The sequence below is a fragment of the Kineobactrum sediminis genome, from assembly GCF_002868715.1.
Taxonomy (GTDB): domain Bacteria; phylum Pseudomonadota; class Gammaproteobacteria; order Pseudomonadales; family Halieaceae; genus Kineobactrum; species Kineobactrum sediminis.
Genome location: NZ_PKLZ01000002.1, coordinates 99,341 through 124,365, shown reverse-complemented (window position 1 = coordinate 124,365; position 25,025 = coordinate 99,341). Strand labels below are relative to the sequence as shown.

The 25,025-nt window shown below is 60.2% G+C and carries 23 protein-coding genes and 1 other RNA gene; 13 read left to right on the top strand and 11 right to left on the bottom strand.

What is annotated here, in order from left to right; translation table 11 throughout:
* Positions 1-87: 87 nt before the first annotated feature.
* Positions 88-744, top strand: a complete 657-nt coding sequence (locus CWI75_RS04150; RefSeq protein WP_101520234.1) for a histidinol-phosphatase — start codon at positions 88-90, stop codon at positions 742-744.
* On the opposite strand, the gene CWI75_RS04145 is transcribed toward CWI75_RS04150, so the two are convergent.
* The 6 genes from CWI75_RS04145 to CWI75_RS04120 form a co-directional block, all read right to left on the bottom strand.
* The gene (locus CWI75_RS04145) at positions 725-1,933 is read right to left on the bottom strand and encodes a class I SAM-dependent rRNA methyltransferase (protein ID WP_101520233.1); all 1,209 of its coding nucleotides are present in this window, start codon (positions 1,931-1,933) and stop codon (positions 725-727) included. The genes CWI75_RS04150 and CWI75_RS04145 overlap by 20 nt on opposite strands.
* 40 nt (positions 1,934-1,973) lie before the next feature.
* Entirely contained in the window at positions 1,974-2,363 is a 390-nt protein-coding gene (gene gcvH, locus CWI75_RS04140) for a glycine cleavage system protein GcvH (RefSeq protein WP_101520232.1), read from the bottom strand.
* A gap of 124 nt (positions 2,364-2,487) precedes the next feature.
* Positions 2,488-3,708 (bottom strand): UbiH/UbiF/VisC/COQ6 family ubiquinone biosynthesis hydroxylase, encoded by a 1,221-nt coding sequence (locus tag CWI75_RS04135; protein ID WP_101520231.1) that lies wholly within the window; start codon positions 3,706-3,708, stop codon positions 2,488-2,490.
* On the bottom strand, positions 3,701-4,945 hold the full coding sequence (ubiH, locus tag CWI75_RS04130; RefSeq protein WP_101520230.1) for a 2-octaprenyl-6-methoxyphenyl hydroxylase: 1,245 nt from the start codon (positions 4,943-4,945) through the stop codon (positions 3,701-3,703). Before ubiH ends, CWI75_RS04135 begins: the two co-directional genes overlap by 8 nt.
* Positions 4,942-6,264 (bottom strand): Xaa-Pro aminopeptidase, encoded by a 1,323-nt coding sequence (gene pepP, locus CWI75_RS04125; protein WP_101520229.1) that lies wholly within the window; start codon positions 6,262-6,264, stop codon positions 4,942-4,944. Before pepP ends, ubiH begins: the two co-directional genes overlap by 4 nt.
* Before the next feature lie 60 nt (positions 6,265-6,324).
* On the bottom strand, positions 6,325-6,936 hold the full coding sequence (locus tag CWI75_RS04120) for a UPF0149 family protein (protein WP_101520228.1): 612 nt from the start codon (positions 6,934-6,936) through the stop codon (positions 6,325-6,327).
* A 173-nt stretch (positions 6,937-7,109) separates the two neighbouring features.
* Here CWI75_RS04120 and CWI75_RS04115 point away from each other — a divergent pair, with 173 nt between their 5' ends.
* The 4 genes from CWI75_RS04115 (at position 7,110) to CWI75_RS04100 (ending at position 8,478) form a co-directional block, all read left to right on the top strand.
* Entirely contained in the window at positions 7,110-7,310 is a 201-nt protein-coding gene (locus CWI75_RS04115) for a TIGR02449 family protein (protein WP_101520227.1), read from the top strand.
* A 5-nt stretch (positions 7,311-7,315) separates the two neighbouring features.
* Complete coding sequence (locus tag CWI75_RS04110) at positions 7,316-7,648, top strand: cell division protein ZapA (RefSeq protein ID WP_101520226.1); 333 nt, start codon at positions 7,316-7,318, stop codon at positions 7,646-7,648.
* 38 nt (positions 7,649-7,686) lie between these two features.
* A non-coding RNA gene (ssrS, locus tag CWI75_RS04105) (6S RNA) lies at positions 7,687-7,867 on the top strand.
* An 8-nt stretch (positions 7,868-7,875) separates the two neighbouring features.
* Positions 7,876-8,478 (top strand): 5-formyltetrahydrofolate cyclo-ligase, encoded by a 603-nt coding sequence (locus tag CWI75_RS04100; RefSeq protein ID WP_101520225.1) that lies wholly within the window; start codon positions 7,876-7,878, stop codon positions 8,476-8,478.
* On the opposite strand, the gene CWI75_RS18300 is transcribed toward CWI75_RS04100, so the two are convergent.
* Together CWI75_RS18300 and ilvA are read right to left on the bottom strand one after the other, a co-directional pair.
* Positions 8,475-8,621: a hypothetical protein gene (locus CWI75_RS18300; RefSeq protein ID WP_155523004.1), complete on the bottom strand. Its 147-nt coding sequence runs from the start codon at positions 8,619-8,621 to the stop codon at positions 8,475-8,477. The genes CWI75_RS04100 and CWI75_RS18300 overlap by 4 nt on opposite strands.
* 212 nt (positions 8,622-8,833) lie before the next feature.
* Complete coding sequence (gene ilvA, locus CWI75_RS04095; protein ID WP_101520224.1) at positions 8,834-10,372, bottom strand: threonine ammonia-lyase, biosynthetic; 1,539 nt, start codon at positions 10,370-10,372, stop codon at positions 8,834-8,836.
* Between the two features lie 159 nt (positions 10,373-10,531).
* Between ilvA and rpiA the strand changes: the two genes are divergently transcribed.
* Positions 10,532-11,203, top strand: coding sequence for a ribose-5-phosphate isomerase RpiA (gene rpiA / locus CWI75_RS04090; protein ID WP_101520223.1), 672 nt, complete (start codon positions 10,532-10,534; stop codon positions 11,201-11,203).
* Between the two features lie 69 nt (positions 11,204-11,272).
* On the opposite strand, the gene CWI75_RS04085 is transcribed toward rpiA, so the two are convergent.
* The gene (locus CWI75_RS04085) at positions 11,273-12,673 is read right to left on the bottom strand and encodes an FAD-binding oxidoreductase (RefSeq protein ID WP_206604634.1); all 1,401 of its coding nucleotides are present in this window, start codon (positions 12,671-12,673) and stop codon (positions 11,273-11,275) included.
* Positions 12,674-12,782: 109 nt separating this feature from the next.
* Between CWI75_RS04085 and serA the strand changes: the two genes are divergently transcribed.
* The 7 genes from serA (at position 12,783) to CWI75_RS04050 (ending at position 22,802) form a co-directional block, all read left to right on the top strand.
* Positions 12,783-14,012, top strand: a complete 1,230-nt coding sequence (gene serA, locus CWI75_RS04080) for a phosphoglycerate dehydrogenase (RefSeq protein ID WP_101520221.1) — start codon at positions 12,783-12,785, stop codon at positions 14,010-14,012.
* An 8-nt stretch (positions 14,013-14,020) separates the two neighbouring features.
* Positions 14,021-14,626, top strand: a complete 606-nt coding sequence (locus tag CWI75_RS04075) for an RNA polymerase sigma factor (RefSeq protein WP_101520220.1) — start codon at positions 14,021-14,023, stop codon at positions 14,624-14,626.
* Between the two features lie 128 nt (positions 14,627-14,754).
* Positions 14,755-15,738, top strand: coding sequence for a FecR family protein (locus tag CWI75_RS04070; protein WP_101520219.1), 984 nt, complete (start codon positions 14,755-14,757; stop codon positions 15,736-15,738).
* A gap of 93 nt (positions 15,739-15,831) precedes the next feature.
* Positions 15,832-18,813 (top strand): TonB-dependent receptor, encoded by a 2,982-nt coding sequence (locus tag CWI75_RS04065; protein WP_101520218.1) that lies wholly within the window; start codon positions 15,832-15,834, stop codon positions 18,811-18,813.
* Positions 18,814-18,829: 16 nt separating this feature from the next.
* On the top strand, positions 18,830-19,300 hold the full coding sequence (locus CWI75_RS04060; protein WP_101520217.1) for a hypothetical protein: 471 nt from the start codon (positions 18,830-18,832) through the stop codon (positions 19,298-19,300).
* Between the two features lie 200 nt (positions 19,301-19,500).
* Positions 19,501-22,362, top strand: a complete 2,862-nt coding sequence (locus tag CWI75_RS04055) for a TonB-dependent receptor domain-containing protein (RefSeq protein ID WP_101520216.1) — start codon at positions 19,501-19,503, stop codon at positions 22,360-22,362.
* Between the two features lie 161 nt (positions 22,363-22,523).
* A complete protein-coding gene (locus CWI75_RS04050; RefSeq protein ID WP_146003545.1) occupies positions 22,524-22,802 on the top strand; it encodes a hypothetical protein in 279 nt (92 codons plus the stop codon).
* 9 nt (positions 22,803-22,811) lie between these two features.
* Here the strand turns inward: CWI75_RS04050 and CWI75_RS04045 are convergent, their stop codons facing one another.
* Together CWI75_RS04045 and CWI75_RS04040 are read right to left on the bottom strand one after the other, a co-directional pair.
* The gene (locus CWI75_RS04045) at positions 22,812-23,795 is read right to left on the bottom strand and encodes a class I SAM-dependent methyltransferase (protein WP_101520214.1); all 984 of its coding nucleotides are present in this window, start codon (positions 23,793-23,795) and stop codon (positions 22,812-22,814) included.
* Positions 23,792-24,943, bottom strand: coding sequence for an aspartyl/asparaginyl beta-hydroxylase domain-containing protein (locus tag CWI75_RS04040; protein ID WP_101520213.1), 1,152 nt, complete (start codon positions 24,941-24,943; stop codon positions 23,792-23,794). The genes CWI75_RS04045 and CWI75_RS04040 overlap by 4 nt, the downstream gene beginning before the upstream one ends.
* Positions 24,944-25,025 lie beyond the last annotated feature (82 nt).

Below are 25,025 nucleotides of genomic sequence, written 5' to 3'. Positions count from 1 at the left end.
CGCCCATTGTTCCACACTTTGCCGCCCCTGAGAAATTTACTCCCATCCGCAGGCACGTTATCCTGCTTCATTGCACGCGGAGACCACATGACACTTGCCATTTTCGATCTCGACAATACGCTGATAGCGGGAGACAGTGACCACCTGTGGGGACAATTCCTCTGCGAGCAGGGGCTGGTAGACAGCGACAGCTTTGCCGATGAGAATGAACGCTTCTACCGAGCCTACCAGGCCGGCAAACTCGACATACAGGCTTACCTGCGCTTTGCGTTGGGACCACTGCGGGGCCGCTCGCCGGAACAGCTGGCGCCCCTGCACCGCCAGTTCATGCGCGAAAAAATCCAGCCCCTCATACTCCCCAGAGGCCTGGCCCTGATTGAAAGCCATCGTCGCCAGGGCCACCAGTTACTGGTAATCACGGCTACCAATCATTTCATTACCCGCCCCATCGTCGATGCACTGGGTATTGAGGAGTTACTGGCCTGCGAGGCAGAAATCGTGGCTGGCCGGTATACCGGTGAGCCCACCGGCATACCGTCGTATCACGGCGGCAAGGTGTTGCGGCTGCAAGCCTGGCTCGAACAACGCGCAATGCCTCTCGCGGGCACCTGGTTTTACAGTGATTCCCACAATGACCTGCCGTTACTGGAACAGGTGGATTACGCGATTGCCGTTGATCCGGACCCCACGCTCAGGGCGAGAGCGGCCGAGGCCGGCTGGCCGGTCATATCCCTGCGGGACTGAGTTTGCGGACGAAAACAGACTTCAGGTAATCCGTTTCCGGGATCAGGGGGTGCACGGGATGATCCGGTCCCTGGCCACCCTGCTCCAGAACGCGCACTTCACAGCCGCTGCGCCGGGCCGCGCCCTGCAGGGCCAGCATCAGGTCGGAGCGTGCCAGGTGCATTGAGCAGGAGCCCGAGATGAGCACGCCATCGGGTTCCAGCAGGTTCAGGCCAAGCTCGTTGATGCGCTGGTAGGCCTTGATACCCTTTTTGATATCCTTGCGCCTCTGGATAAAGGCGGGCGGATCAAGGATCACCAGGTCAAAGCGGCGGCCCTGCTTATGCAGGGTCTGCAGCATCTCCGTGGCCGCACCCTGCAAAACAGAGACTTTATCCTCAACATCGTTCAGCCGGGCATTGGCGAGCACTCCGTCCAGCGCGCGTGCCGAGCTGTCGATGCAACAGACCGAACTGGCGCCAGACATTGCCGCCTGTATGCCCCAGCCACCGAGGTAACTGTAAACATCGAGTACCCGCTTGCCCGGTGCATAGTCCGCCAGGCGGGCGCGTGCCATGCGATGGTCGTAGAACCAGCCCGTCTTCTGGCCCTCGACTACCGGGGCCAGAAAAGGGACCCCGTTTTCCTGCAAGGTCACTTCGTCGGGCACCTCGCCAAAAACAACCTCGACCCGATCCTCCAGGCCCTGCTCCCTGCGACTGCGGTTATCCGCCCGCAACAGAATGCCCAGTGGCTGCAGCAGCACCACCAGCGCCTGCACAATCTCCGCTTCGTAACGTTCAATGCCCGCGTTGTGAAACTGCAGCACGAGGTATTGGCCAAAACGGTCAACCACCAGGCCGGGGATACCATCACTGTCACCGTAGACCAGGCGATAATAAGGCTCTTTGAAAAGCGCTTCGCGCCCTGCAAGCGCCCGCACCAGAAGCGCCTGCAGCCAGAGCGTATCCAGTGGCTGCTCGTGCCCGGGCGCATATAACCGCGCACAGATCAGTGCCTGGGGCTCCATGTAAGCGGAGCCCAGCAAACCACCATCGGCCTTGCGCACCGCAACCGCGTCACCCGCAACGAAAGCGGACAGAGGGCTGCGCTGGGTGTCGATCTCATTGGAATAGACCCAGACATGACCGCCGCGCACCCGGCGATCGGCTCCCGGTCGCAGAAATAGATCGGCCATTGGTGTGGTCATGACCGCCTCGCCTGGTCCGGAAACGCCGGACGGAGCCGTATCATTCTTCGGCACAGTGTTCAGCGTAATCTTCCGCTCCAAGCAGGTTTTCAAGTTCAGTCGTGTCGTCGGGCTGGAGCCTGAAAAACCAACCGTCATTGTAGGGGTCACTGTTGACCGTCTCCGGCTCATCTTCCAGCGCGTCGTTTATCGCAATCACTTCACCACCGATTGGCGCATAGATATCGGACGCGGCCTTTACAGATTCCACCACCCCGGCCTCATCACCTGCCGCCAGCCTGTCTCCCAGCTCGGGCAGTTCAACAAACACCACGTCTCCCAAAGCCTCCTGGGCGTGATCGGAGATGCCGATGGTGACTGTGCCATCCTCTTCCAGGCGAGCCCATTCATGGCTGCTGGCATACTTCAGTTCACTGGGTGTCTGGCTCATGATGTATCCTCTCAAAAAGGTTCCGGGCGGAATCGGCGCTGGAAATGCCGCACATTCTAACCGTCGGCCGCTGAAACACAACGCCGACCTGCACAGCCGATGCTGCAATGGTCCCGGTTAAGCGCTAATCCACCATACCCATCGCATGGCGCATCAACTGGCGCTTCAGGGGACGGGCCTGGTTGACGCCGCGCATGCCGGCGTTACGCAACCAGCGCAACGGCAGTGCCGGCTGCTCGAACAATCGTTTAAAGCCTTCCATCGCCGCCATCATGGCCAGGTTTTCACCTTTGCGCCGACGCTGGTAGCGGTGCAGTACAGGAAGACTTCCCGGTTGCAGGCCACGCTGCCTGGCCCGCAGCACCTCTTCCGCAAGCACCGATACATCCTGCAGGCCGAGGTTGATCCCCTGACCCGCCAGGGGATGAATAGTATGTGCTGCATCCGCCACCAGTGCGACTCCGGGTTGCACATAATGCGTAGCATGGCGCTGACGCAGCGGAAATGCGTGACGCCGGGAACATCCGGATATCCCGCCCAGCCGATGCTCAAAAGCCGCGCCCAGGGCGGCGCAGAACTCACTGTCGGACAGCGCCATGACCTCTTCAACCCGGGATGATTGCAGCGACCAGACAATAGAGCAAAAATGGCCCTGCTCCCCACCGGGCAGGGGCAGGAACGCCAGGGGCCCGGAGGGCAAAAAGCGCTGCCAGGCGGTCGCATTGTGACTGCTTTCCACCTGTACCGTGGCGACAATGGCGTGATGGCCATAGTCCCACTCACGGGTGGCAAACCCGAACAGGTCGCGTACCCGGGACAGGGCACCGTCGGCTGCCACCACCAGCGGTGCCTGCAGGCGGGCACCGGAGGCAAGCTCCAGCAAAAAGTTGTTATTTGCCTGGGGCATACAGTTGCGCAAACGCTCGGACGGTCTCAGCTGCACGTCGTTACAGCTGTCCAGGCGCCCCGCCAGGGACCGCAGCAGGGCGCGATTTTCAACGATATAACCCAGCGCCCCGGCGCCAATGTCAGCACTGTCAAAATCGATGGCGCCGGTACCTTCGGCGTCCCAGACGGTCATGTGCCGGTAGGCACAACTGCGATAGTCCTCGATTCCCTGCCAAGCCCCCCATTGCTGCAGCAGCGCCCGCGATTGGGGGTTCAGCGCCACCACCCGGGGATCAAAGTGCTCAAGCCCGACCGCATCCGGAAGTGTCGCGGGAGGCGGGGACCCCGCCTCCACTACCGTCAGTGCAAGGCCCTGGCCGGATAGCGCCAGCGCCAGTGCACTGCCGGCGATGCCGCCACCGACAATCGCAATATCGTAATACTGGGGATCAGCCATCCGCACCTTCCATCGCCTGTATGCCGGCCGCGTGCCGAACAAATGCACGTTTCAAGGGTGCAACCCAGTCCAGGCCGGAGAGCGCCAGGTCCCGGGCCAGCCCGACCAGGGGGCTGGATTGCATAAACAGTGCCGGCAGCCGATCACTGAACTGGATTGTTTTCTGCTGATCCCTGCGTTGCCGCTGCCAGTAACGCTGCAATACCGGCAATGAACCGGGAGCCACGCCCGCGTCAGCTGCCGCCGCCAGCACCGAACCCAGCGCTGCAATATCGCGCAGGGCCAGATTAAATCCCTGGCCGGCAACCGGGTGCAGGGTATGGGCGGCGTTGCCCATTACCACAATGCCCGCCCGCACCTGTTCCTCGCAATGGCGCAAAGAAAGCGGATAGCTGTGGCGCTCACCCACCTGCGTGACTCGCCCGAGGCGGTAACCGAAACGCTGCTGCAGCGCGCGCTGGAATTCTTCCTCGGAGCAGGCCTGTAGTAAGGCGGCCTGCTCCGGAGGCAGGGTCCACACCAGCCCGCTGCGGTGCTCCGCTCCGCTTACCGGCAACAGTGGCAGCAGCGCCAGCGGCCCCTGAGCGGTAAAGCGTTCATAGGCGCAACCGCGATGGGGTTCGGCAAACGCGACATTGCAGACCAGGGCATGCTGGCGATAATTTTTTTCTTCCGCAACCACGCCCAGGCTTTTGCGCAGGCCGGACTCGGTGCCATCTGCCAGTACCAGCAGGGAGGTGCGCAAGGCGGCCGGAGCTGCGCCTTCGAGGCGCAGGTCTACTCCCCCCGCGACAGGGGTGGCTGCTACAACCGTGGCCGGATTCAATAATTCTACCCGCCCCTGTTGTTGCAATGTATGCAGCAGGGCCCGACCCAGCCAGGGGTTCTCTACAACGTGACCGAGCGCCGGCCACGCATGATCAGAGGCCCGAAGCTCAGTGCTGCCGAAATGGCCGCGACTGGAAACATGGATGGTGTCAATCGGGCACAACCAGCGCTGCAATGCGGGCCACACACCCATGTCCTGGTAAATGCGTTGTGAGCTATAGCTCAGCGCTGTCGAACGGGCGTCAAAAGAGGGATGGTAATCCGGCACGGAGGCCGAGGCAGGCGGCAGGGCGAACCCTTCCACCAGGCAGATGCGGGTACTGGCCGGTAACACCTGCCCCAATTGCAGGGCGAGACTGATGCCGGCCATGCCGCCCCCTGCGATAACAACGTCGCGCTGCCCGCTCACGATGCGCCCGCTGCCATCAGCGCCTCGATTTGGTCGGGATGCCGTGGCGCATTATCCGTCAGGACATGATGTCCGCTCGCAGTAACCACCACATCATCCTCTATGCGCACGCCAATACCGCGCCAGCGAGGCGCAACACGGGAGTTGTCCGGTGCAATGTAGATACCGGGCTCAACGGTCAGCACCATGCCGGCTTCCAGCTGGCGCCACTCGCCCGCAACCTGGTAATCCCCAACGTCGTGCACATCCAGCCCCAGCCAGTGTCCCGCCCGGTGCATGTAAAATTCACGGTAGGCCTCCTGCTCAATGAGCTCATCCACCTCCCCCTGCAGCAGGCCCAGATCGCGCAGCCCGCGGGTAATCACTTCAAGGGTAGCCTGGTGAGGGGCATTCCAGTGATTGCCCGGGTAAATGGCGTTGATCGCAGCCAGCTGCGCCTCCAGTACAATCATGTAAATTGCCCGCTGTGGGGAGCTGAAGCGGCCACTCACCGGAAAGGTACGGGTGACATCTGCGGCGTAGCACTGGTATTCACACCCCGCATCAATCAGCACCAGCTCCCCCGAGCGCATGGCGCGGGCGTTTTCAGTGTAATGCAGAATACAGCTGTTGGGACCGCTACCGACAATACTGGGATAGGCCGGAAACCGGGCGCCGCCCCGGGCGAACTCGTGCAGCATGTCTGCTTCAAGCTGATATTCGTACAGGCCGGCGCGGGCGTTGCGCATTGCCCGACAATGGGCGGCCGCAGTGATGTCGCCTGCGCGCTGCATCAGCCGCAATTCGGCTGCGCTTTTTTTCAGCCGCAAATCGTGCAGCATGTGGTCCAGGTCGGTAAATTCACCCGGCGGAACTGCGCCGCTGGCTTCCTTGCTGCGGATCTGGTTGACCCAGGCCATGATCCGGTGGTCGAACCCGGCACTGCGGCCCATGGAGTAATACACGCGCTCGCGGCCTTCGATCAATCCCGGGAGAATGTCGTCTATGTCACTGATCGGGAAAGCGTCGTCCGCACCGTAACCTGAACAGGCACCCTCGGGACCGGCCCGATAACCGTGCCAGAGCTCCATGGCCATATCACGCTCGCGACAGAACAGCACGAATTCCCCGTGCTCCCGCTCGGGCATCAGTACCAATACCGCCTCGGGCTCCGGGAAGCCGCACAGGTAATGAAAATCACTGTCCTGACGAAATGGGTAACTGGTGTCCCGACTGCGCAGCTGCTCGCTCGCAGAGGGGATAATCGCGATGCTGTTGGGCTCCATAAGCCCCATCAATCGACGTCGCCGGCGTGCAAACTCCGGTTTGCTGATTTTCATCAGTTACCTTCCCGTTCGGGACGCCTGGTGCGGGACTGCCGAAGCATCAGCGACATGACCTCAGTGCACCGGGCCCGGCTTGCGTAGTGCCGCCCGCTTTCTGTCATCGCCGCGCGCGCAACTGTCCATGTAAATATTGAGGGCGGCAAAGCGCAGGTATTCAACCAGTTCGGCATAGCTGTTCTCTGCTTCCTCGTCGTCCTCATCGCTGTCGTCGGCGCTGACCTGGGCCATGGCGGCAAAATCCCGAAGGACCTCAGTGCTGTCACCCGGCAGGCTTTCACCCGCGGTACCGGCGCGGGCAATCACCCTGGCGTAGCCTGCCAGGAAACCACGGCACCACTGGGCCAGCGCTTCCGTGCGCAGAACCAGCTCGTCGTCATCGTCGGGCAACAAAGGCTGGAAATCAAAGGTATCATCCTGCAGGGCCGTGCTGCTGAACGCATAGAGCTGCATGACCTGGTCCGCCAGTTCACCGTGCAGATCCAGATCAAGCGCCCGGTTGAGCGCGTCGAGGCCGGCACCGGCGTCATCGTCGGCGCCGGCGGCCAGTATACCCACCAGGGTCCCGTGGATTTCCGAGGGCGAACAGTCCACCCCCTGCTCCAGTAACTGGTTGGCGATATCATCAAAATCAAACAAACCCGATTCGCCGGGCAGGCTGTCAAACATGCGTAAACTCCCGTGTGCCGGCTGCCACTGCGGCCCCGGCAGCTGCCGGACCTCCACTGATTACTGCGAAAGGCAAGGCAGGCCATTGATATATAGAAACTTTTACTGCGTTGACCTGTACCGCAGCCAGCTCTATAGTAAGCGTTAAATGAACCCAGCCCAAGTACACCTTCATGGCAAACAGCGCGCTCCAGAGACTTGAGTCCAAAATTGATGATCTCATTGCCCTCTGTGGGGATCTCGATCGCGAAAACAGACGGCTTATGGCTGAAAGTAGCGGCTGGCAGCGCGAGCGGCAAGAGCTGATCGATAAAAATGAACTGGCCAGGTCAAAAGTTGAAGCCATGATAGATCGACTGCGATCTATGGAGTGAAGCCTGTGACAACCACCAATACCTTTTCAGTACATATTCTCGACAAGGAATACCAGGTTGCCTGTCCGGAAGAGCAACAGGCAGAGCTGATAACCTCTGCCCGCTACCTGGACAAACAGATGCGCGCCATCCGTAACAGCGGCAAGGTAATTGGCCTGGAACGCATCGCCGTCATGGCGGCGCTCAATATCAGCCATGAATTATTACAGGCTTCGGAGCAGGATGGTGCCATTGCGCAACCCCGCGCACCGGAAGATCTTGACCACAAGGCACTGGAGGGCCTGCAACGCAAAATTGATGACGCCATGTACCAGTTGCGGCAGCTCGAAATAAGCTGAATGGGCCCAACCCATCCGATTGGTGTATACTACAGACCGGGTTCCTGGCATAGGCGACAGGCAGACAGTCCTCGAGCCGATAAGTCTATACCCGGAAGTTCCTCGCCACTGTTGGTGTGCATGTCCGGCAGCGACCGGAACGCCTGATACAGTGCAGGAACCTCCTCCTTGAACCGTCGGGTTCAAGGGCGACTCTGCCACCGTTATGCCGGGAATCCTCTCTTTTTGTGAACAGTGACCCAGAATCAAAACCTGCTCTTCGCACCCTCTTGCGCGCTCGTCGCAGGGCCCTGGGCACTGACTTTCGGGATGCCGCCGCCAGGGCTGCTGCCGTCCACGCCAGGCACCTTCCCGGCTGGGACAGTGCCCGCCGGGTAGCCCTGTTCTGGGCCAATGATGGCGAACTTGACCCCGTCAACCTTCTGGCCGATTGCCGCAGGCGACACTGCGAAGTCTATTTGCCGGTGCTGGCGGATGGCAACCATTTGGAGTTTCGCCTCTGGTCCCGGGAAGAGACGCTAGCCCCGAATGTACTCGGGATACCCGAACCGGGCAGCGACAGCCCTCAATGCGCCCCCGCGCAGCTCGATATCGTCGTCATGCCACTGGTGGCCTGGCAGCGAGATGGAACGCGCCTGGGTATGGGGGGAGGCTTTTATGATCGCACGTTTGCCGGGGTTTCCGGCCCCCTGCGAGTGGGCCTTGCGTTTGCGTGCCAGGAGGCCAGTGCATTGCCAGGCGACCCCTGGGACATACCCCTGGACTTTGTGATAACGGAAGCGGGCCTGACCCGCTGTAACGGCCCAGGCAAAACGTCGCGGGAAATCTAGTCCCTGATGATGACCCCGGCCTGTAGCTCGGAGGCTGGCGCTGCTGATGTGTCGCTCGCTGCCATCGGCAAAACAAGGGTGACCACAACGCCAATACCAAAGGCGGCTATCAGGACCAGAAGATAATCCGGTTTACTTTTCACAGTTCTACACTCTCACAGTCTTTTCAAGGCGCGTTGTTGCCGCGCAAGGGGATACATTTCTCAAAGGCGATGCTCTTGTGGCTCGCTCCCTGACGGACGGTTTAGGCCGTCGTGCCAGATAATTCTTTGGCACTATTTCACAAACTTTTCCGAGTGTATCCGAGAAAAACCGCAAAGAAAAGCCAAAACCCCCGAAATCCGCGGGTTTCAGGCTATTTTGCCCCCTCTGGGGTATGACCGAGATAGAGTTGATAGGCGCGATTCGCGGTTTCGTCCCACCAGGGATAACCGATTTCGTCAAGCACAACCCGAAATTCACGGCGCTCCGCGCGCGGCACCTGCACTCCCAATAAAATACGCCCGTATGCAGCCCCGTGATTGCGATAGTGGAACATGGAGATATTCCAGCTCTGGCCGAGACTGGAGAGAAACTTGAGCAGGGCGCCGGGACGCTCGGGGAACTCGACCCGGAATACGGATTCGTTTTCCAGGCTGGCAGGGGCACGCCCGCCCACCATATAGCGAACGTGAAGCTTGGCCATTTCGTTATCGGTCATATCCTCGGTGGCATAACCCTGCTGTTGCAGGTCCGCCAGCAACTCGGCCAGGTCAGTGCCACCGGGTACCACCGACAGGCCCAGAAACACCAGCGCGGCACCGGGGTCTGAATAGCGGTAGTTGAACTCGGTGATATTGCGCCGACCCAGGGCACTGCAAAACGCCCGGAAACTGCCCGGCCGCTCGGGGATCGTCACGCTGATCACCGCTTCCCGCTGTTCACCAATCTCGGTGCGCTCGGAGATGTAGCGCAGACGATCAAAATTGGTATTGGCCCCACTGACAATGGCCAGCAGATCCTGGTCCTTCACCCCGGTCCGCTCCACATATTTTTTCAGGCCCGCCAGGGCCAGTGCCCCGGCGGGCTCGGCAATACCCCGGGTATCTTCAAAAATATCCTTGATAGCGGCGCAGATTTCATCGGTGGTGGCGGTAATCACTTCGTCCACCGTCTCGCGAATGACCCGAAAGGGCTCCTTGCCAATCTGGGCCACGGCGCAACCGTCTGCGAACAGGCCGACCTCCGGCAGTATCGCACGACGCCCGCGGCGCATCGCCAGCTGCAAACAGGCAGCATCCTCAGGCTCCACGCCGATCAAGCGGGTCTGCGGCCAGACATACTTAACATATGCCGCAACACCTGCCAGCAAGCCGCCGCCGCCCACGGGAACAAATATCGCATGCGGCGGCCGCTGGCACTGGCGCACGATTTCCATCCCGACTGTCCCCTGCCCCGCAATGATATCCGGGTCGTCAAAGGGATGGACATAGACCATGGATTTTTCGGCCACCAGTTTCTGCGCCTGTGCCGAAGCCTCTTCGAATGAATCGCCGTGCAGAACCACTCGCGCACCCCGGTTCCGTACCGCATCCACCTTGATTTGTGGTGTGGTACGCGGCATCACGATAGTGGCCTTTACCCCCATGTGCTGGGCAGCCAACGCCAGTCCCTGGGCATGATTGCCGGCGGATGCGGCAATAACGCCGCAGGCCAGCTGCTCCGGGCTCAATTTCTGCATTTTGTTGTAGGCGCCGCGCAACTTGAAGGAAAACACCGGCTGCAGGTCTTCGCGTTTGAACAAGACGCGATTACCCAGGCGGCGCGACATCAACATCGCTTCATCCACCGGGGTTTCGCGGGCGACATCGTAAACGCGGGCGTCGAGTATGCGCTTGATGTACGACTGGGGCATGGCTACAGGTATCCAACTACAGAACAACAGGCCATAGTAGCGGACAGTGCGAGGATTTTCAGCCCTGCTTGCCCTGGTAACACCGGTATTTTTTGGTGATCTGCGCCAGGCACTCTTATACTGATGCCGACATTCGACACAAAACGAAGGACAAACAACATGACACAAGACGAGCAGAAGCAGGCTGTAGCGGATGCAGCTCTCGACTACATCAGGCCGCATCTGGACAACAACATGGTGCTGGGCATTGGTACCGGCTCCACCGCCAATCTGTTCATCGACAATCTCGCCGCCGTTAAAGGCCAGATCAATGCCACTGTGGCCAGCTCGGAAGCGTCCGTCGACCGCCTTCGCCGGCACGGCATCCCGGTCTACGACCTCAACACGGTAGACCAGGTCGATTTTTATATTGATGGCGCAGACGAAGCCAACAGCGCCCTGCAGCTCATCAAGGGCGGCGGCGCAGCCCTCACCCGGGAGAAAATCATCGCCGCTGTCGCCAGAACCTTCATCTGCATTGCCGACGGCAGCAAGCTGGTATCAACCCTGGGGGAATTCCCGCTGCCGGTCGAGGTGATCCCCATGGCCCGCAGCTATGTCGCCCGCGAACTGGTCAAACTGGGCGGTGACCCGGTCTATCGAGAGGGCGTAATCACCGATAACGGCAATGTCATCCTGGATGTCTATCATTTCCCGATCCCCCAGCCCCTGGAAATGGAGCAGCGGATCAACAACATCACCGGAGTAGTCACCAACGGCCTGTTTGCACGGCGGGCGGCCGATGTGTTGCTGCTGGGAACGAGGGATGGGGTGCAGACCCTGACCCGATAACGCGAAAGTGGTGCAGGCACTGGCACGTTTTACCCCCCCCACCCCGGCAAGGACCCGGCTCACTGCCCGTTAAAGGTCAAAAATCTTGCCGGGATTCATGATTCCCTGCGGATCAAACACCTTTTTGATCTGGCGCATCATCTGGATCTCCAGCTCCGAACGACTGTAGTGAAGGTAGTCTTTCTTCAATAGCCCTACCCCGTGCTCCGCCGAGATGCTGCCTTCGTAGCGCTGCACGATCTCGAACACCCAGCGGCTGACTTCGCCGCAGCGCTGCTGGAACTCCGCCATTGGCAGGGTATCCGGCTTCAGCACGTTCAGGTGTACGTTGCCGTCCCCGATGTGGCCAAACCAGACGATTTCAAACTCCGGATAGGATGCGGATACCACCGCCTCCACTTCCGCGAGGAATTCCGGTACCCGGGCAATAGTGGTGGAGATATCGTTCTTGTAGGGCGTCCAGCGCGAGATCGTTTCGGAAATATCCTCGCGCAGGCGCCACAGCGACTGGGCCTGGGCCACGCTCTGGCTCACCACGCCGTCAACCACCCAGCCCTGCTCCACACAGTGCTCAAACAGGGCCATCGCCTGCTCCATATCGGCATCGCTATGCTGCTCGAATTCCAGTAGCGCGTAAAATTCAGCCGGGGTGGCAAAGGGCCGCTGCAGACCCTGGTGGACGACCACTTTCTGCAGTGCCAGCTCGGAGAAAAACTCGAAGGCCTGCAAATCCATCGCACCCTGGTACGTTTCCAGCACCTGCATCACTGCCTTCATGTCGGGCGTGCCCAATACCAGTACTGCCAGGTCTTTGGGGGGCCTGTCCAAGCGCATGGTGGCCTCAACCACAATGCCCAGGGTGCCCTCGGCACCAATCACCAGCTGCCGCAAATCGTAACCGGCATTGTTCTTCACCAGACCCCGGTTGAGATCCAGCAATTCGCCGCTACCGGTCACAATTTTCAGGCCGGCCACCCAGTCCCGGGTCATGCCATGGCGTATTACCTTGATGCCACCGGCATTGGTTGAGATGTTGCCGCCAATCTGGCTGGAACCACTGGAGGCAAAGTCCACCGGGTAAAAGAAGCCCTGATCGGCTGCAAATGCCTGCAGCTGCGCTGTTATCACCCCGGCACCACAACGCACCGTGCGGTCGACCGGATTGAAGTCAGTAATGTCATCCAGGCGATCCAGGGCGACCACGACTTCACCATTATGTGCCACCGCACCGGCACTGAGGCCCGTTCGCCCTCCCGAGGGGACCAGGGCGAGCTTATGCGCCAGCGCCAGCCGCACCAGCGCCTGCACTTCCCCGGCGGATCCGGGCAATACCACTGCCAGCGGCGCGGGCGTGTGCACCCGGGTCCAGTCGCGACCGTAATGCTCGAACGATACCGCATCGGTGAACACGCGCTCCGTGCCGACACACGCCTGCAATGCAGACAGGATATCGGGGCTTATGGCGGCCAAGTCGGGCTCCTTACCTGATATCTTCAGGGGACTAAAAGGGGGGTGTATGTTAGCATACGCCGCCTTTTAATCATGCCCACCTTGCCACAGCCCGGGAGCACCAATCCGTATGGCGCCCAAGTCACTTGAAAAAAGTAAAATCAAATTCCTCCTGCTCGAGGGAGTACACCCCTCTGCTGTCGAAATGCTGCGGTCCGCCGGCTATGAGAACATCGAGCTGCACCAGAAGGCCCTGCCGGCGGAAGATCTCAAGGCCGCCATTGCCAATGCGCACTTTGTCGGCATCCGCTCACGCACCCAGCTCACTGAAGATGTGTTTGCAGCGGCCAGGAAGCTGGTGGCGGTGGGCTGCTTCTGTATCGGCACCAACCAGGTGGACCTCGCCGCCGCCACCCGTCGCGGTATCGCCGTGTTCAACGCACCGTTCAGCAATACGCGCAGCGTTGCCGAGCTGGTGATCGCGGAGGCCATTTTACTGCTGCGTGGCGTAGCGGCGAAAAATGCGGCGGCGCACCGCGGCGAATGGCAGAAAAGCGCCACCGCCTCTTACGAGATCAGGGGCAAGCGCCTGGGTATTGTGGGCTACGGCAATATCGGCATGCAGCTGGGGGTGATAGCCGAGGGCCTGGGTATGCAGGTGCAGTTCTGCGATGTAGTCAGCAAGCTGCCGCTGGGCAATGCCCGCCAGATACCCGGCCTTGATCAGTTGCTCGCGCAGTCCGATGTTGTCAGCCTGCACGTGCCGGAGACAAAAGCGACCCGTAATATGATGGGAGCCGGGCAACTCGCGCTGATGCCGCGTGGCAGCATACTGATCAACGCCTCCCGGGGTAGCGTGGTGGATATCGACGCGCTGGCCGCGAATCTTGAGAGCGGCCACATCGGCGGCGCCGGTATTGATGTGTTTCCAGTGGAGCCACGTTCCAATGACGATGAGTTCCTGTCGCCCCTGCGCGCCTTTGACAATACGATCCTCACCCCACATATTGGTGGCAGCACCGTGGAAGCCCAGGCCAACATCGGCATGGAAGTGGCGGAAAAGCTGGCGCATTACAGCGATAACGGCACCAGCACCTCCTCAGTCAACTTCCCGGAGGTGGCACTGCCAGAGCACGAGGGCAGCCACCGCCTGCTGCACATACACCACAACGTGCCCGGCATCATGAGTGCCATCAACCGGGTATTTTCAGAATATGACGTCAACGTATCGGCCCAGTTCCTGCAAACCAACGAGGCCATTGGCTACGTGGTCATTGATGTGGACGCGGAATATTCCGACCTCGCCCTGGAAAAACTGACCAACATAGATGGCACTATTCGAAGCCGCGTACTATTCTGAGCGCTTTCATGTGGCGCCCCCCCCTGGTGGCGCCATACGCGCAGGGAGAAGACTGCATCACAAGTCTGGCGAGCGACAAGAATCGATTTCTGGCGACTCTGGTCACCGCGCATGGCGCGGCGCTGGAGCGCTACCTTGCGCGCAAGCTTGACAGCCATGAAGATGCCGCGGAAGTTGCCCAGGAAGCATTCCTGCGGCTGCACCGGCTGAACGCACCGGAAACTCTCGATAATGCCCGCGCTTTCCTGTTCCAGGTGGCAACCAACCTGGCTGTTGACCAGCTGAGACGTCGCAAACTCCACCTCCAGTTTCTCAAGGGCGAGCGCAGCCAGGCGGCGGACGACGAGCCCCGCGACCCCAATGCGAATGCCGCGTCACCAGAGCATATCCTCGGTGCCCGGGAAAAGCTCAGCATCGTATTCAACGCCGTTGACGAGCTGCCGCCCAACGTGCGCCAGGCTTTTCTGCTGCATCGCCGCAATGGCATGCCCTATAGCGCCATTGCGGAATCCATGCAGGTATCGGTCTCCAGCGTTGAAAAATATATCCTGCAGGCCCTGCTTCATTGCCGCAAGCGGCTGGCCTCGTTTTACCCCCCGGGGGAGAATGATTGAGTTTTCTTCGAATATTTACTGAGGGAACCTTCAGGCTTCTCGTTACACTAACGAGAACATTACAAGAACACGCCGGCGCAGAGAGAATAAGAGCTGCCGGCATCGGGAGCCCTGTAATCGGGTAGACTATGAACCAGACTTTTCCACCACAATTCGAGCGAGACTGTGACACGGCCCTGGGCTGGATCACACGCTTTCGTGCGGAGGATGCTTCGGAAGACGATCACCGCGCTTTTGCCCTGTGGCTGGCGGCAGATGCCGGCCATCGCGAGGCCATGGATTTGATGCTGGAACTCTGGGATGACCTCGGTAGTGTGCGCCATCTGCCCTTCGAAGAGCCCCTGCGGGAGGCGCCCGCAAATCGCTCCCGCAGGGGCTGGCTGGGTGCCGCGGCAGCACTGGCGGCAAGCCTCGCCATCGCTGCATTCATCCTGCCGATGACGACAAACCAGGAACCGCCGGACTATTTTCAAACAGCGGTTGGCGAACGCCAGACAGTGGTCCTGGAGGACCAGTCCAGGGTGACGCTGAACACCGATACCCGGATTGAGGTCAGCTTCAAGCGCTCCGCACGAGACATCACCCTGCTGCGCGGTGAGGCCTACTTTGAGGTCCGGACGGATCCCGATCGCCCGTTCCAGGTGAATACGGGGAGCGCCGATGTGACTGCAATCGGCACCGCTTTCAACATTCATATTTACGATGGCATGACCGACATTACCGTCACCGAAGGGGTGGTGCGCGTCAGCGAACGAGACAAACCGGCCGGCAGGCCGGCACAAACCGCGATCCTGCATGCCGATGAGCAATTACAGGCATCGCGTCGCGGCCTCGGCCAGAGTTACCGTGCAGACACGGCAGCTGATATCGCCTGGCAGCAGGGTGAGCTGATTGCCAGGGAGCTGCCCCTGGCGCAACTTGTTGGCGAGCTGGCCCGCTATCACGATAACCGAATCCTCATCAGCGATCGCGAAGTGGCGACCCTGACGGTTTCCGGTGTGTTCGACCTGGACCATCCCGAAAGCGTGCTACTGGCACTGGAGCGCAGTTTTGCCCTGGAAGTTGAGCGCCTCGATGATAACACTGTGCGGTTGCTGAAACCCCGCCAGTAGGATATAACACTGTCTGCGTGGCGATCTTTAGCGCCACCTCTTTTCTCCTGATTAATCAGCGGTTTAGAGTCACCAGCCAGGCAGGGTCAGAAAATGCTTGCCGAGTCCCGGGCGACAAGGTACTTCGCGCAGGGTGTCGTTTGGGCATTGCTGCTGCTGGCCTGTGCCCGCCCCATGGCGCAAACCGGTACAGCCACCAACCCGGCAGCTTCTCCCACTTACTTTGCGATTGAAGAGGGCTCTCTTGCGGCCGCCCTGATCGCGTTCAGTCGCCAGAGCGATACCCCCATTGTCTTCTCCGACCGGCTTATCCGCCATCTTCGAGCCCCGGCCATAACCGGCAACCTGGATCGGGTCAGCGCATTGAACCGCTTACTGGAAGCCACTGATCTGGACTGGGAATTCATTGACCAGCGAATCGTTGCCATCTATTCCCGAAACTGCGACGACGACAGCTGCGACACTCCAGAGGAAACCGGCACCCGCTTCCCGGTATACCAGCCGGGCATCGAGGAAACCTATGTTTACGGCAGCCATCTCACCGGCTCCCGGATCCGCCGGGATCCCGGCCGCTACAGTGCACCGATTGACGTCTACGCGCGCTCGGACATTGAGCGCAGCGGTGCCCAGACCATTGGCGAACTGCTTAAGTTCGTACCGGCTGTTATCGGCAACTCCACCAGCACCGCCATTGCCAACGGCGGCGATGGCACCGCAACGGTAACCCTTCGAGGGCTGCCCGCCAGCAATACACTGATTTTGATCAACGGTCGCAGGGTAGCCAATAACGGCCTTGCCGGCGAATCGGTTGACCTCAACAGCATTTCGCCCGCAGCGGTCGAGCGGGTGGAGATTCTCAAGGATGGTGCTTCCGCCATATATGGCTCGGATGCGATCGCCGGTGTGGTCAATATCATCATGAAGCGCGATTTTTATGGCGTGCTCGCAGAATCCTTTTACGGCGAAAGCAGCCGCGGCGATATGACGACGACCACACAAACCCTGCAGTACGGGACCGGTTTTCGCGATGGCGGATTATTTGTGAGCGCTTCTTACTATGAGCAGGAGCCCCTGTTCAGCAGGGACCGAAAGGTTTCCCGCAGCGCCGACACACGTCCCCTGGGCGGGTCAGACCAGCGCTCCAGCGCAACCCCCGATGCGCGAATTGTCCTGCCCAACGGCCAGGCCGTTATTGCCGATGGCAGTGGTTACCGCCCGGCCACGAGCGATGACCTGTTCGATTACCAGGCCTTTACCACGGCGGTGGTGCCGATGCGGCGCAGCAATGTCTATGCGAGCCTCTCCCATGATCTCAACGAACAGGTCACTACCCTGCTGGAGCTGAATTACCTGGAGACCAGCGCCACCGCCACGCTGGCGCCTACCCCCGTTTTTACAGCCTTTGAACAAACACCCCTCACCCTGGCTGCGGACAATGTGTTCAATGATTTTGGTGTTGAACTGACCGATATACGCAGACGCCTGGTGGAGTTCCCGCCGCGCCAGCAGCGCAACCAGTCCGAAGTGGCAAGAGTAAGCGCTATCGTTGAAGGCCTGTATGCCGACTGGTATTGGGACGTAGGTTATAACTGGAGCCGCAGCCAAGCCACGGAATCGGTCACCAATGTGGTTAACGCCAACCATCTCCGGCGCGCGCTGGGCTCCCCCGACCAGTGCCGGGGCATGGCGGTTGACGGCTGCGTACCGGTCGATCTCGCCGGGCCCGCCGGCAGCATCAATCAACAGCAGATTGACTATTTACGCGTGGACGGCGAGGTCAGCGGTGAGTTCACGCTGTCCAGCCTCAGCCTTAATCTCAGCAATGCCCTGCTGAACCTGCCGGCCGGCCGCGGCGACCTGGCCCTGGGCCTGGAATTTCGCCATGAAGACACCAGCAAGCGACCGGATGCGCTGCTGGCCGCTACCGGCACCATCGGCGCCACCAATTTTGAAGCCACCCGGGGTGACCGCAAGATCATCGAGTTGTACGCTGAAACCAGGATACCGCTGTGGCAGAGTGCTACCGGAGGCCGTGGCCTGGAGCTTGAGGCTGCCCTGCGCCAGTCCAGCTACAGTGACTTTGGCGCCGCGACCAACCCCAAAATCGGGCTCAAGCTGCAACTGGGGCCCTCGCTGGTCCTGCGTGGCGGCTATGCCCGGGGTTTCCGCGCACCCAGCCTGAACGAGCTGTATGAAGGCGCCAGTGAAGAGCAGGCTTTCATCGACGACCCGTGCACCCGGACGACAAATGTCGATGAGTTACCCGGTTGCAGCCAGCAGGCAGATCCCACCCGCAACCAGTTCCTGGTGGTGAAAGGCGGCAACCCGGACCTTGAGGCGGTAACCTCGCACTCATTCAGCGGCGGGCTGGTATGGACACCCGAGGCAGCTCCGGGCCTGCGCCTGTCCCTTGATTACTTCCAGATTGACCAGAAAAACGTTATCGCCTCCAGCGCGCAGTTTATTGTCGACCGGAACGCCAGGGATGACAGTTTCAGCGACAATGTTATCCGCGATGAACAGGGCAACCTGGTGCGGGTGGAAGCCAACAACCTCAACATCGGCAAACGCCGCGTCCAGGGCGCCGACCTGGGTATTGCCTATCATTTCCCCCGCCAGCGCTGGGGCCAATTGTCAATCACCGGCAGCGGTGCCTATATCCGGGAATACCTCACCCAGGTGGATGCCGATGCGCCCCGGGTTGACCTGGCGGGCACCTTCCAGGATGAAGCCTCTGAGGGCCTGGGCGGCATCCCCGAATGGAAATCACAGTTGGGGCTACGGTGGAAACGAGAGCGCTGGAATGCCAGCTATGATATTCACCATGTCAGCGCAATGCGTGAACAGGTGCCCGGTACGGACCGCACACGTACAATCTCCAGCTGGACCGTACACGACCTGCAGTTAAGCTATAACTTCGATGTTCTCGAGGGCCTGCGACTGACCCTTGGGCTCGACAATGCCCTTGATGAGCCCGCGCCTTTGGCAGCATCGGCGTTTAACGATAACATTGATGCCCGCACCCACGAGCTGAAGGGGCGTTTCTGGTACACCCGCCTGAGCCAGCGTTTCTGATCTACGGAGCACCCCCATGTACACATTCATACGCACCGCCACGCTTATCTTCACCGTGCTCCTGGGCGCCACTGCGGCGTTGGCAGCGCAGCGCAGTTTCCCGGACATCGAACAATTGATGTCAGCGGATGAATTCCGCAATACCGGCTTACACCGGCTCAGCGAGGCGGAGCGCGAGGCGCTCAACCGCTGGCTGGTGACCTATACCGCCGAAGAGGCGCCCGAAATGCTGCGCAGCAACCCCGAGGTACGCGCCGCCGAAAGCGCGATTCGCATCGAGGCCACCATCAAAACCCCCTTTGACGGCTGGTCGGGGAAGACTGTTTTCTACCTGGATAATGGCCAGGTCTGGCAACAACGTCTTTCGGGGCGTTATTTCCATCGCGGCGATAATCGCGCGGTCGTGATTGAAAAAAACCTGCTGGGCTTCTTCAAAATGACAATGACATCCTCCGGCAAGACCGTCGGCGTTACTCGCTTACGCTGAAAACTGCTTTGGTTTCATAACCATAGCGCCTTTATCTCAGAGTATTTCTGGTACTTTGACAAGTTCCATCGCAATAGCGTGAATATGTCACAAATCCGCCCCCTGCTTTGAGGACTGCTCCCGGGAATTCGTTTAATGTCTGACTCCAGTGGCAAAGCCACGGGACAAGCATGCTTACGTTAAGTAATAGGGGAACGACTATGTTACGCAAAAATCATCTCACCATGGCGGTCTCAGCTGCCCTGGGTCTGGGTTCAGCGGCAATCCTGCCGTCTGTAGCCAGCGCCCAGGAGCAACTGGTAGAAGAAGTCATTGTTACCGGTTCACGCATCCAGAAAGCCAACCTGGTTGCCGCCAGCCCGGTTACCCAGGTTGATGCAGAAGAATTCAAGTTCCAGGGCACTGCACGGGTCGAAGACCTGATGAAGAACCTGCCGCAGGTCTATTCAAACCAGAACTCCAGCACCGCCAACGGCGCCACGGGTACCGCTACCCTGAACCTGCGTAACCTGGGTGATGCGCGTACCCTGGTACTGGTCAACGGCCGTCGCCTGCCCGCGGGCTCACCGCTGCAGGGCGGTACAGGCGCCGACATCAACCAGATCCCGGCATCCCTGATCAGCCGCGTTGAAGTACTGACCGGTGGCGCGTCCGCCACCTACGGTTCCGACGCTGTTGCCGGTGTTGTCAACTTCGTCATGCAGGATGATTTTGAAGGCGTCCAGTTTGACTACCAGTTCAGCCAGTACCAGCACGACAACGACAATGGCTTCCTGCAGCAGGTTGTAGGCGATGCCGGCTTCCCGTTCCCCGATGGCAGTAACAGCGGTGGCGACATCCAGAACTGGTCCCTGATCATGGGCGGCAACTTCGACAACGGTCGCGGTAACGTAACTGCTTACGCCACCTACCGTGAAGTCGATGCCCTGCTGCAAAGCAGCCGCGACTACAGCGCCTGCGCACTGAACAATACCGGTGACGGCTGCTTTGGTTCAGGCACCAGCCCCAAGGGTACCTTCATCGTGGGTGAAGATGTATTCCGTGTTGAAGGCGACCAGTTCGTAGCAGGCCCTGAAGTCTACAACTATGGCCCGCTGAACCACTTCCAGCGCCCTGACGAGCGCTATACCGGCGGTGCTTTCGGCCGTTTCCAGATCAATGAGCACGTGGAAACCTACGGCGAAATCTCTTTCATGGACAACCAGACCAATGCCCAGATTGCACCCTCCGGTGCCTTCGGCCTGTCCCCCAGCATTGCCTGTGACAACCCCTTCCTGTCCGACCAGCAGATCGACATCCTCTGCACCTCGCAGGGTCTCGGTGCTGATGATACCCGCGATGTGGTTGTATTACGTCGCAACGTAGAAGGTGGCCCCCGTAACCAGGACCTGCGTCACACCACATTCCGTGGCGTCTTCGGCTTCCGTGGCGACATCAACGAAACCTGGCGTTATGACGTGTATGGCCTGTACTCCGAAGTCAGCATGGAGAACACCTACAACAACGACCTGTCCAACACCAAGGTGCTGAATGCACTGGACGCTGTTGTCGACCCTGATACCGGGGACATCACCTGTGCCTCGGTACTGGATGGTTCCGATACCAACTGTGTGCCCTGGAACATCTGGGAAACCGGTGGTGTTGATCCGGCCGCTGCCGAATACATGACCCTGCCCCTGTTCGCTCGCGGCACCACCGACCAGAAAGTCTTCTCAGGCTACCTGGCAGGCAGCCTCGGCGACTACGGCATCAAGCTCCCCTCCGCAAACAATGGTGTGGAAGTGGTAGTGGGCGCCGAGTACCGCAAGGAAAGCCTGAACTTCAACCCCGACGAAGGCTTCCGCCTGGGTCTGGGCGCAGGCCAGGGTGGTGCAACCCTTCCCGTCAGTGGCAGCTATGACGTGACCGAATACTTCATGGAAGCCAGCATCCCGCTGGTTGAAGATGCGGCATTCGCCCAGGAAGTGACCCTGGATCTCGGCTATCGCTACTCCGACTACTCCACCGACCAGACTACCGACACCTACGGTATTCGCGGCGGCTGGGCAATCAATGATGGCGTCAAGCTGCGTGCCAGCTACCAGCGCGCCGTGCGCGCCGCCAACATCCGCGAACTGTTCGCGGCCCAGGGCCTGAACCTGTTCGACATGGATGAAGATCCCTGTGCCGGCACCAACCCCACCGCAAGTGCGGCGGCCTGTGCCCGTACCGGTGTCACCGCGGACCAGTACGGCAGCATCATCGACTCCTTTGCAGGCCAGTACAACTTCCTGCAGGGTGGTAACCCCGACGTGGCACCGGAGGAATCCGACACCTACTCCGTTGGCTTTATCTGGTCACCGGAGTTTGTTGAAGCCCTGACCGTCAGCGTTGACTGGTACTCCATCGAGATTGAACAGGGCATCAGCAACTTGGGCCCCGAATTCATTCTCAACGAGTGTCTCGGCGGTAACGACGCACTGTGTGAAAACGTGCAGCGCGGCCCCCTGGGCGACCTGTGGCTGGGTTCCGACGTGAACACCAGCGGCAAGGTCGTGGCCCTGCTCGACAACCTCGCGGTTGAAGAGATTGAAGGCTGGGACGTGGTTGCCGACTACAGCGCCTCACTGGGTGACATGGGCTCGCTGAGCATCAGCAACACCCTGTCCATCATCACCAAGTGGGACCAGCAGGAACTGAGCACAGCGCCTGTTGAAGACTGTAAAGGTAACTGGGGCGGCTCCTGCGGTTTCCCGACACCGGATCTGCGTAACCAGATGCGTGTGACCTGGATGACCCCATGGGACGTGACTGCCAGCGCGATGTGGCGTCATATTTCCAAGGTGACCGACCTGAACGGCAACCTGGACCTGCCCGACCAGAACTATCTTGACCTGGCAGGTAACTGGGCGGTGCAGGAAAACACCACCGTGCGCCTGGGTATCAACAATGTCCTGGACCGTGAACCACCGATCGCAGGTAACGCTGCGGGACCGTCCATCAACGGTAACGGTAACACCTTCCCCGGCTTGTACGATGCCCTGGGTCGCTACATGTACCTGGGCCTGACAGTAAGCTTCTAAAGCCTGGTTGACACTCGCCCCCGGTGCTGCCGGGAGCGAGGTAGCAACAAACGAAAACCCGGCTCTCTGGCCGGGTTTTTTTATTGCAGGGTTGCAAGCGCAAGCTGTTTGACTCTTATACCCACAACACCGACATTATAGTTCTGCGAAAGGAGTACAACATGATCTACAGATTGACAAGAATCGCCGCGATTACCACGGCGGCCGTGCTAATCGGCGGTTGCGCCGGAAACAGCGCCGGCAATACCGTGGCACAGAATGCTGCCGCCGATACGGAAACAGGCCTTGTTTGCAAGACGGTACAGAAAACGGGAACACGGATCGGCACACGCGTTTGCCAAAACCCGGAGCAGGCCGAACAGGATGCCCAGGGCAGCCGGGACGCAGTGAATGCCATCCAGCGCAACAGCGTGCAGGGAGCTGGTCCCCAGGGCGGCTAGGACTTGGACTTAAGACTTCGGGTTGGGGCTTCGACTTCCAACCAGGGTCCAGGCGGCGGCAAACTCGTGTCCTGCCGCTGAGAGCCGCGCCGGCGAGTCACACTGCAAACCGGCGGCTTCCAGCCTGGCAATCACCTCTGCAAGCGCGTCGGCGTCCATGGCTGCGTCAAGCATTGTTTGCATACGCCCTATATACGCAGCCAGCCCTTCCTCCATGCGCTCAATCCAGGCCATGACGTCATTCTCGTCATAGGCCGACATCCTGCCGTACATGTGGGCAATATCCTTGTACAGTCGCTGGGGCAAGCCCTGCGCTATATTTGGCCCGGCGTCCTTGAGCACGTTTTCCAGGGCCTTTACTGCCGGGGTGAGGGACTGCTCTGCATTCACGAAGGTTTCTCGGGTTCCGCTACCGGCCATCGCCGCAAAACCGGCTGCGAACGCGACTCTTGCCAAAGGCAGTATTTCTGTAGCCTGCACAGCGCGGATAACATCCCTGTTGCGCTCACACTCGCGAAAAATGGCGCCGTCCCTGAGATGTATTACCACTGCCAGGGTGCCGCCGGGGGCCACCAGCCTTGCTGCCTCCAGCACGGCATCCGCCCCGGCATATTCGACCCCAAACTGGCTCACCACCAGGTCAAAGCCGGCATCGGCGAAAGGCGTGCAGCGGGCGTCTGCCACGACGCACTGCGCCCGGGGATAACGCTGCTGCAGACTGGTGAGCGCAGCCTGTGAGTAATCGCTGCAAAATGCCTCGCTGCCCGGCATCGCCTGTTGCGCGAAACCCATGACGGCACCATTGCCGCAGGCCAGGTCCAGCCAGCGCAATCCGGGCGTGGCCCTGGCGCGCTCGCGCAACAGGCCCAGCCAGAATGTTTCCAGTAACGCCTCCTGCGGGCCACCCTGCTGGTAGGCCGCCTGCTCTGGCGTGTACTGCCAATAGACATCCCATGCGCTGGTTATGGCGCTTTTTTCCGGAACCTCGTTCATGCCTCGGGGTACTCCTTCACGGCCTGCAGCATCTGCGATATCCAGTGGCGCTCCCCGGGGTCAAGTTCAGGCCGCCAGATATCGAACAACAGGACAATACGGTCCCGGGAGCTCGGGTTCGCAGCTTCGTGCTCCATGCTGTCGTCAAATATCAACAGTTCCCCCTCGCGCCAGGACTTACTGTGGTTACCCACCCTCAGCTCACCGCAATTGGGGGGCACAATCAGGGGCAGGTGACAGATCAGTCGGCTGTTTACCGCGCCGTAATGCGGCTCGATACGCGCACCCGGCGCGAGCCGGGAGAACAGTACGCCGGGCATCTGGCCCGGAATCAGGCACAGCGGCACCTGTTCCAGGGCGGCCATGGTAGCCGGGCACTGAGCCGCAATTTCCTCCACCAGCGTGCCCTCGCGCCACAGATAGCAGGCGGCCCAGTTCATGCTACCGAGATTGCTACTGACATTCAGTGTTGGCCGATTGGGGTCGGCTTCCAGGTAAGGCTCAAAATGCTCGCCATCGCGCATCAGTGCCAGCAATTCTTCGCGGATGACGGCGGTTTGTGCTTCTAGTGCGCTGACCCAGGAAAAGTCCTCGCGCGGGTAAAAAGCCCGCTGGGGCAGGCCGGGGAAATAATAGCGGGTGGGCTGCTGTAACTGGATGTCGCGTTTGCCACAGGCAATATCGAGGGACTCGGCAAAGCGCGCGTGCTCACCGCTGCGGTAACCGGCCGCTTCAAGTTTTTCCAACAGGTAGTCTTCATAGTGCGCGGCCTGGCGGTCACAACTGTCCTGGGCACGCTTCAGGCCCTGGCCGATGTCCGGCGGGACCTGCTGCAGGCCGGAGGCAACCCGCAGGGCGCCCTGGTAAAAGCTCTGCGCGGTACGCGCCTGCCCCATCCGGTCCAGATGGTCAGCCTTGAACAACAAGGCCCGCAGATTACGTGGTTCCAGCGCCAGGGCCTGGTCGACAGCGCTCAGCGCGCCGTCACCCTGGCCCAGGTTCACCCGGGCAAAGGCCAGTGCCAGCCAGGTAGAGGCCGGCGCGGCGCCCTCTGTGGTGATAGCCTGCAACTGGGCCTCAGCCTCTGCCGCATTGCCTTCGCGTAGCGCCTTGAGGCCCTGCTGCAAACGATCGTCAGTGTTGGCCATGTGGGTGTCTTTTCCCTGCACAAATAGTGGTATTCGTGGATATGGTGGGTGGCGCCACTGGAGTATGGATGGTAGACCGGAT

Excerpts from the sequence above, each read along its gene's own strand:
- CWI75_RS04050 (WP_146003545.1), top strand. The coding sequence starts at position 22,524 with ATGATCTACAGATTGACAAGAATCGCCGCGATTACCACGGCGGCCGTG.
- CWI75_RS04145 (WP_101520233.1), bottom strand. The coding sequence starts at position 1,933 with ATGACCACACCAATGGCCGATCTATTTCTGCGACCGGGAGCCGATCGC.
- CWI75_RS04065 (WP_101520218.1), top strand. The coding sequence starts at position 15,832 with ATGCTTGCCGAGTCCCGGGCGACAAGGTACTTCGCGCAGGGTGTCGTT.
- CWI75_RS04045 (WP_101520214.1), bottom strand. The coding sequence starts at position 23,795 with ATGAACGAGGTTCCGGAAAAAAGCGCCATAACCAGCGCATGGGATGTC.
- CWI75_RS04150 (WP_101520234.1), top strand. The coding sequence starts at position 88 with ATGACACTTGCCATTTTCGATCTCGACAATACGCTGATAGCGGGAGAC.
- CWI75_RS04040 (WP_101520213.1), bottom strand. The coding sequence starts at position 24,943 with ATGGCCAACACTGACGATCGTTTGCAGCAGGGCCTCAAGGCGCTACGC.
- CWI75_RS04135 (WP_101520231.1), bottom strand. The coding sequence starts at position 3,708 with ATGGCTGATCCCCAGTATTACGATATTGCGATTGTCGGTGGCGGCATC.
- pepP (WP_101520229.1), bottom strand. The coding sequence starts at position 6,264 with ATGAAAATCAGCAAACCGGAGTTTGCACGCCGGCGACGTCGATTGATG.
- CWI75_RS04120 (WP_101520228.1), bottom strand. The coding sequence starts at position 6,936 with ATGTTTGACAGCCTGCCCGGCGAATCGGGTTTGTTTGATTTTGATGAT.
- rpiA (WP_101520223.1), top strand. The coding sequence starts at position 10,532 with ATGACACAAGACGAGCAGAAGCAGGCTGTAGCGGATGCAGCTCTCGAC.
- CWI75_RS04070 (WP_101520219.1), top strand. The coding sequence starts at position 14,755 with ATGAACCAGACTTTTCCACCACAATTCGAGCGAGACTGTGACACGGCC.
- gcvH (WP_101520232.1), bottom strand. The coding sequence starts at position 2,363 with ATGAGCCAGACACCCAGTGAACTGAAGTATGCCAGCAGCCATGAATGG.
- ilvA (WP_101520224.1), bottom strand. The coding sequence starts at position 10,372 with ATGCCCCAGTCGTACATCAAGCGCATACTCGACGCCCGCGTTTACGAT.
- CWI75_RS04115 (WP_101520227.1), top strand. The coding sequence starts at position 7,110 with ATGGCAAACAGCGCGCTCCAGAGACTTGAGTCCAAAATTGATGATCTC.
- CWI75_RS04055 (WP_101520216.1), top strand. The coding sequence starts at position 19,501 with ATGTTACGCAAAAATCATCTCACCATGGCGGTCTCAGCTGCCCTGGGT.
- serA (WP_101520221.1), top strand. The coding sequence starts at position 12,783 with ATGGCGCCCAAGTCACTTGAAAAAAGTAAAATCAAATTCCTCCTGCTC.
- CWI75_RS04075 (WP_101520220.1), top strand. The coding sequence starts at position 14,021 with ATGTGGCGCCCCCCCCTGGTGGCGCCATACGCGCAGGGAGAAGACTGC.
- CWI75_RS04060 (WP_101520217.1), top strand. The coding sequence starts at position 18,830 with ATGTACACATTCATACGCACCGCCACGCTTATCTTCACCGTGCTCCTG.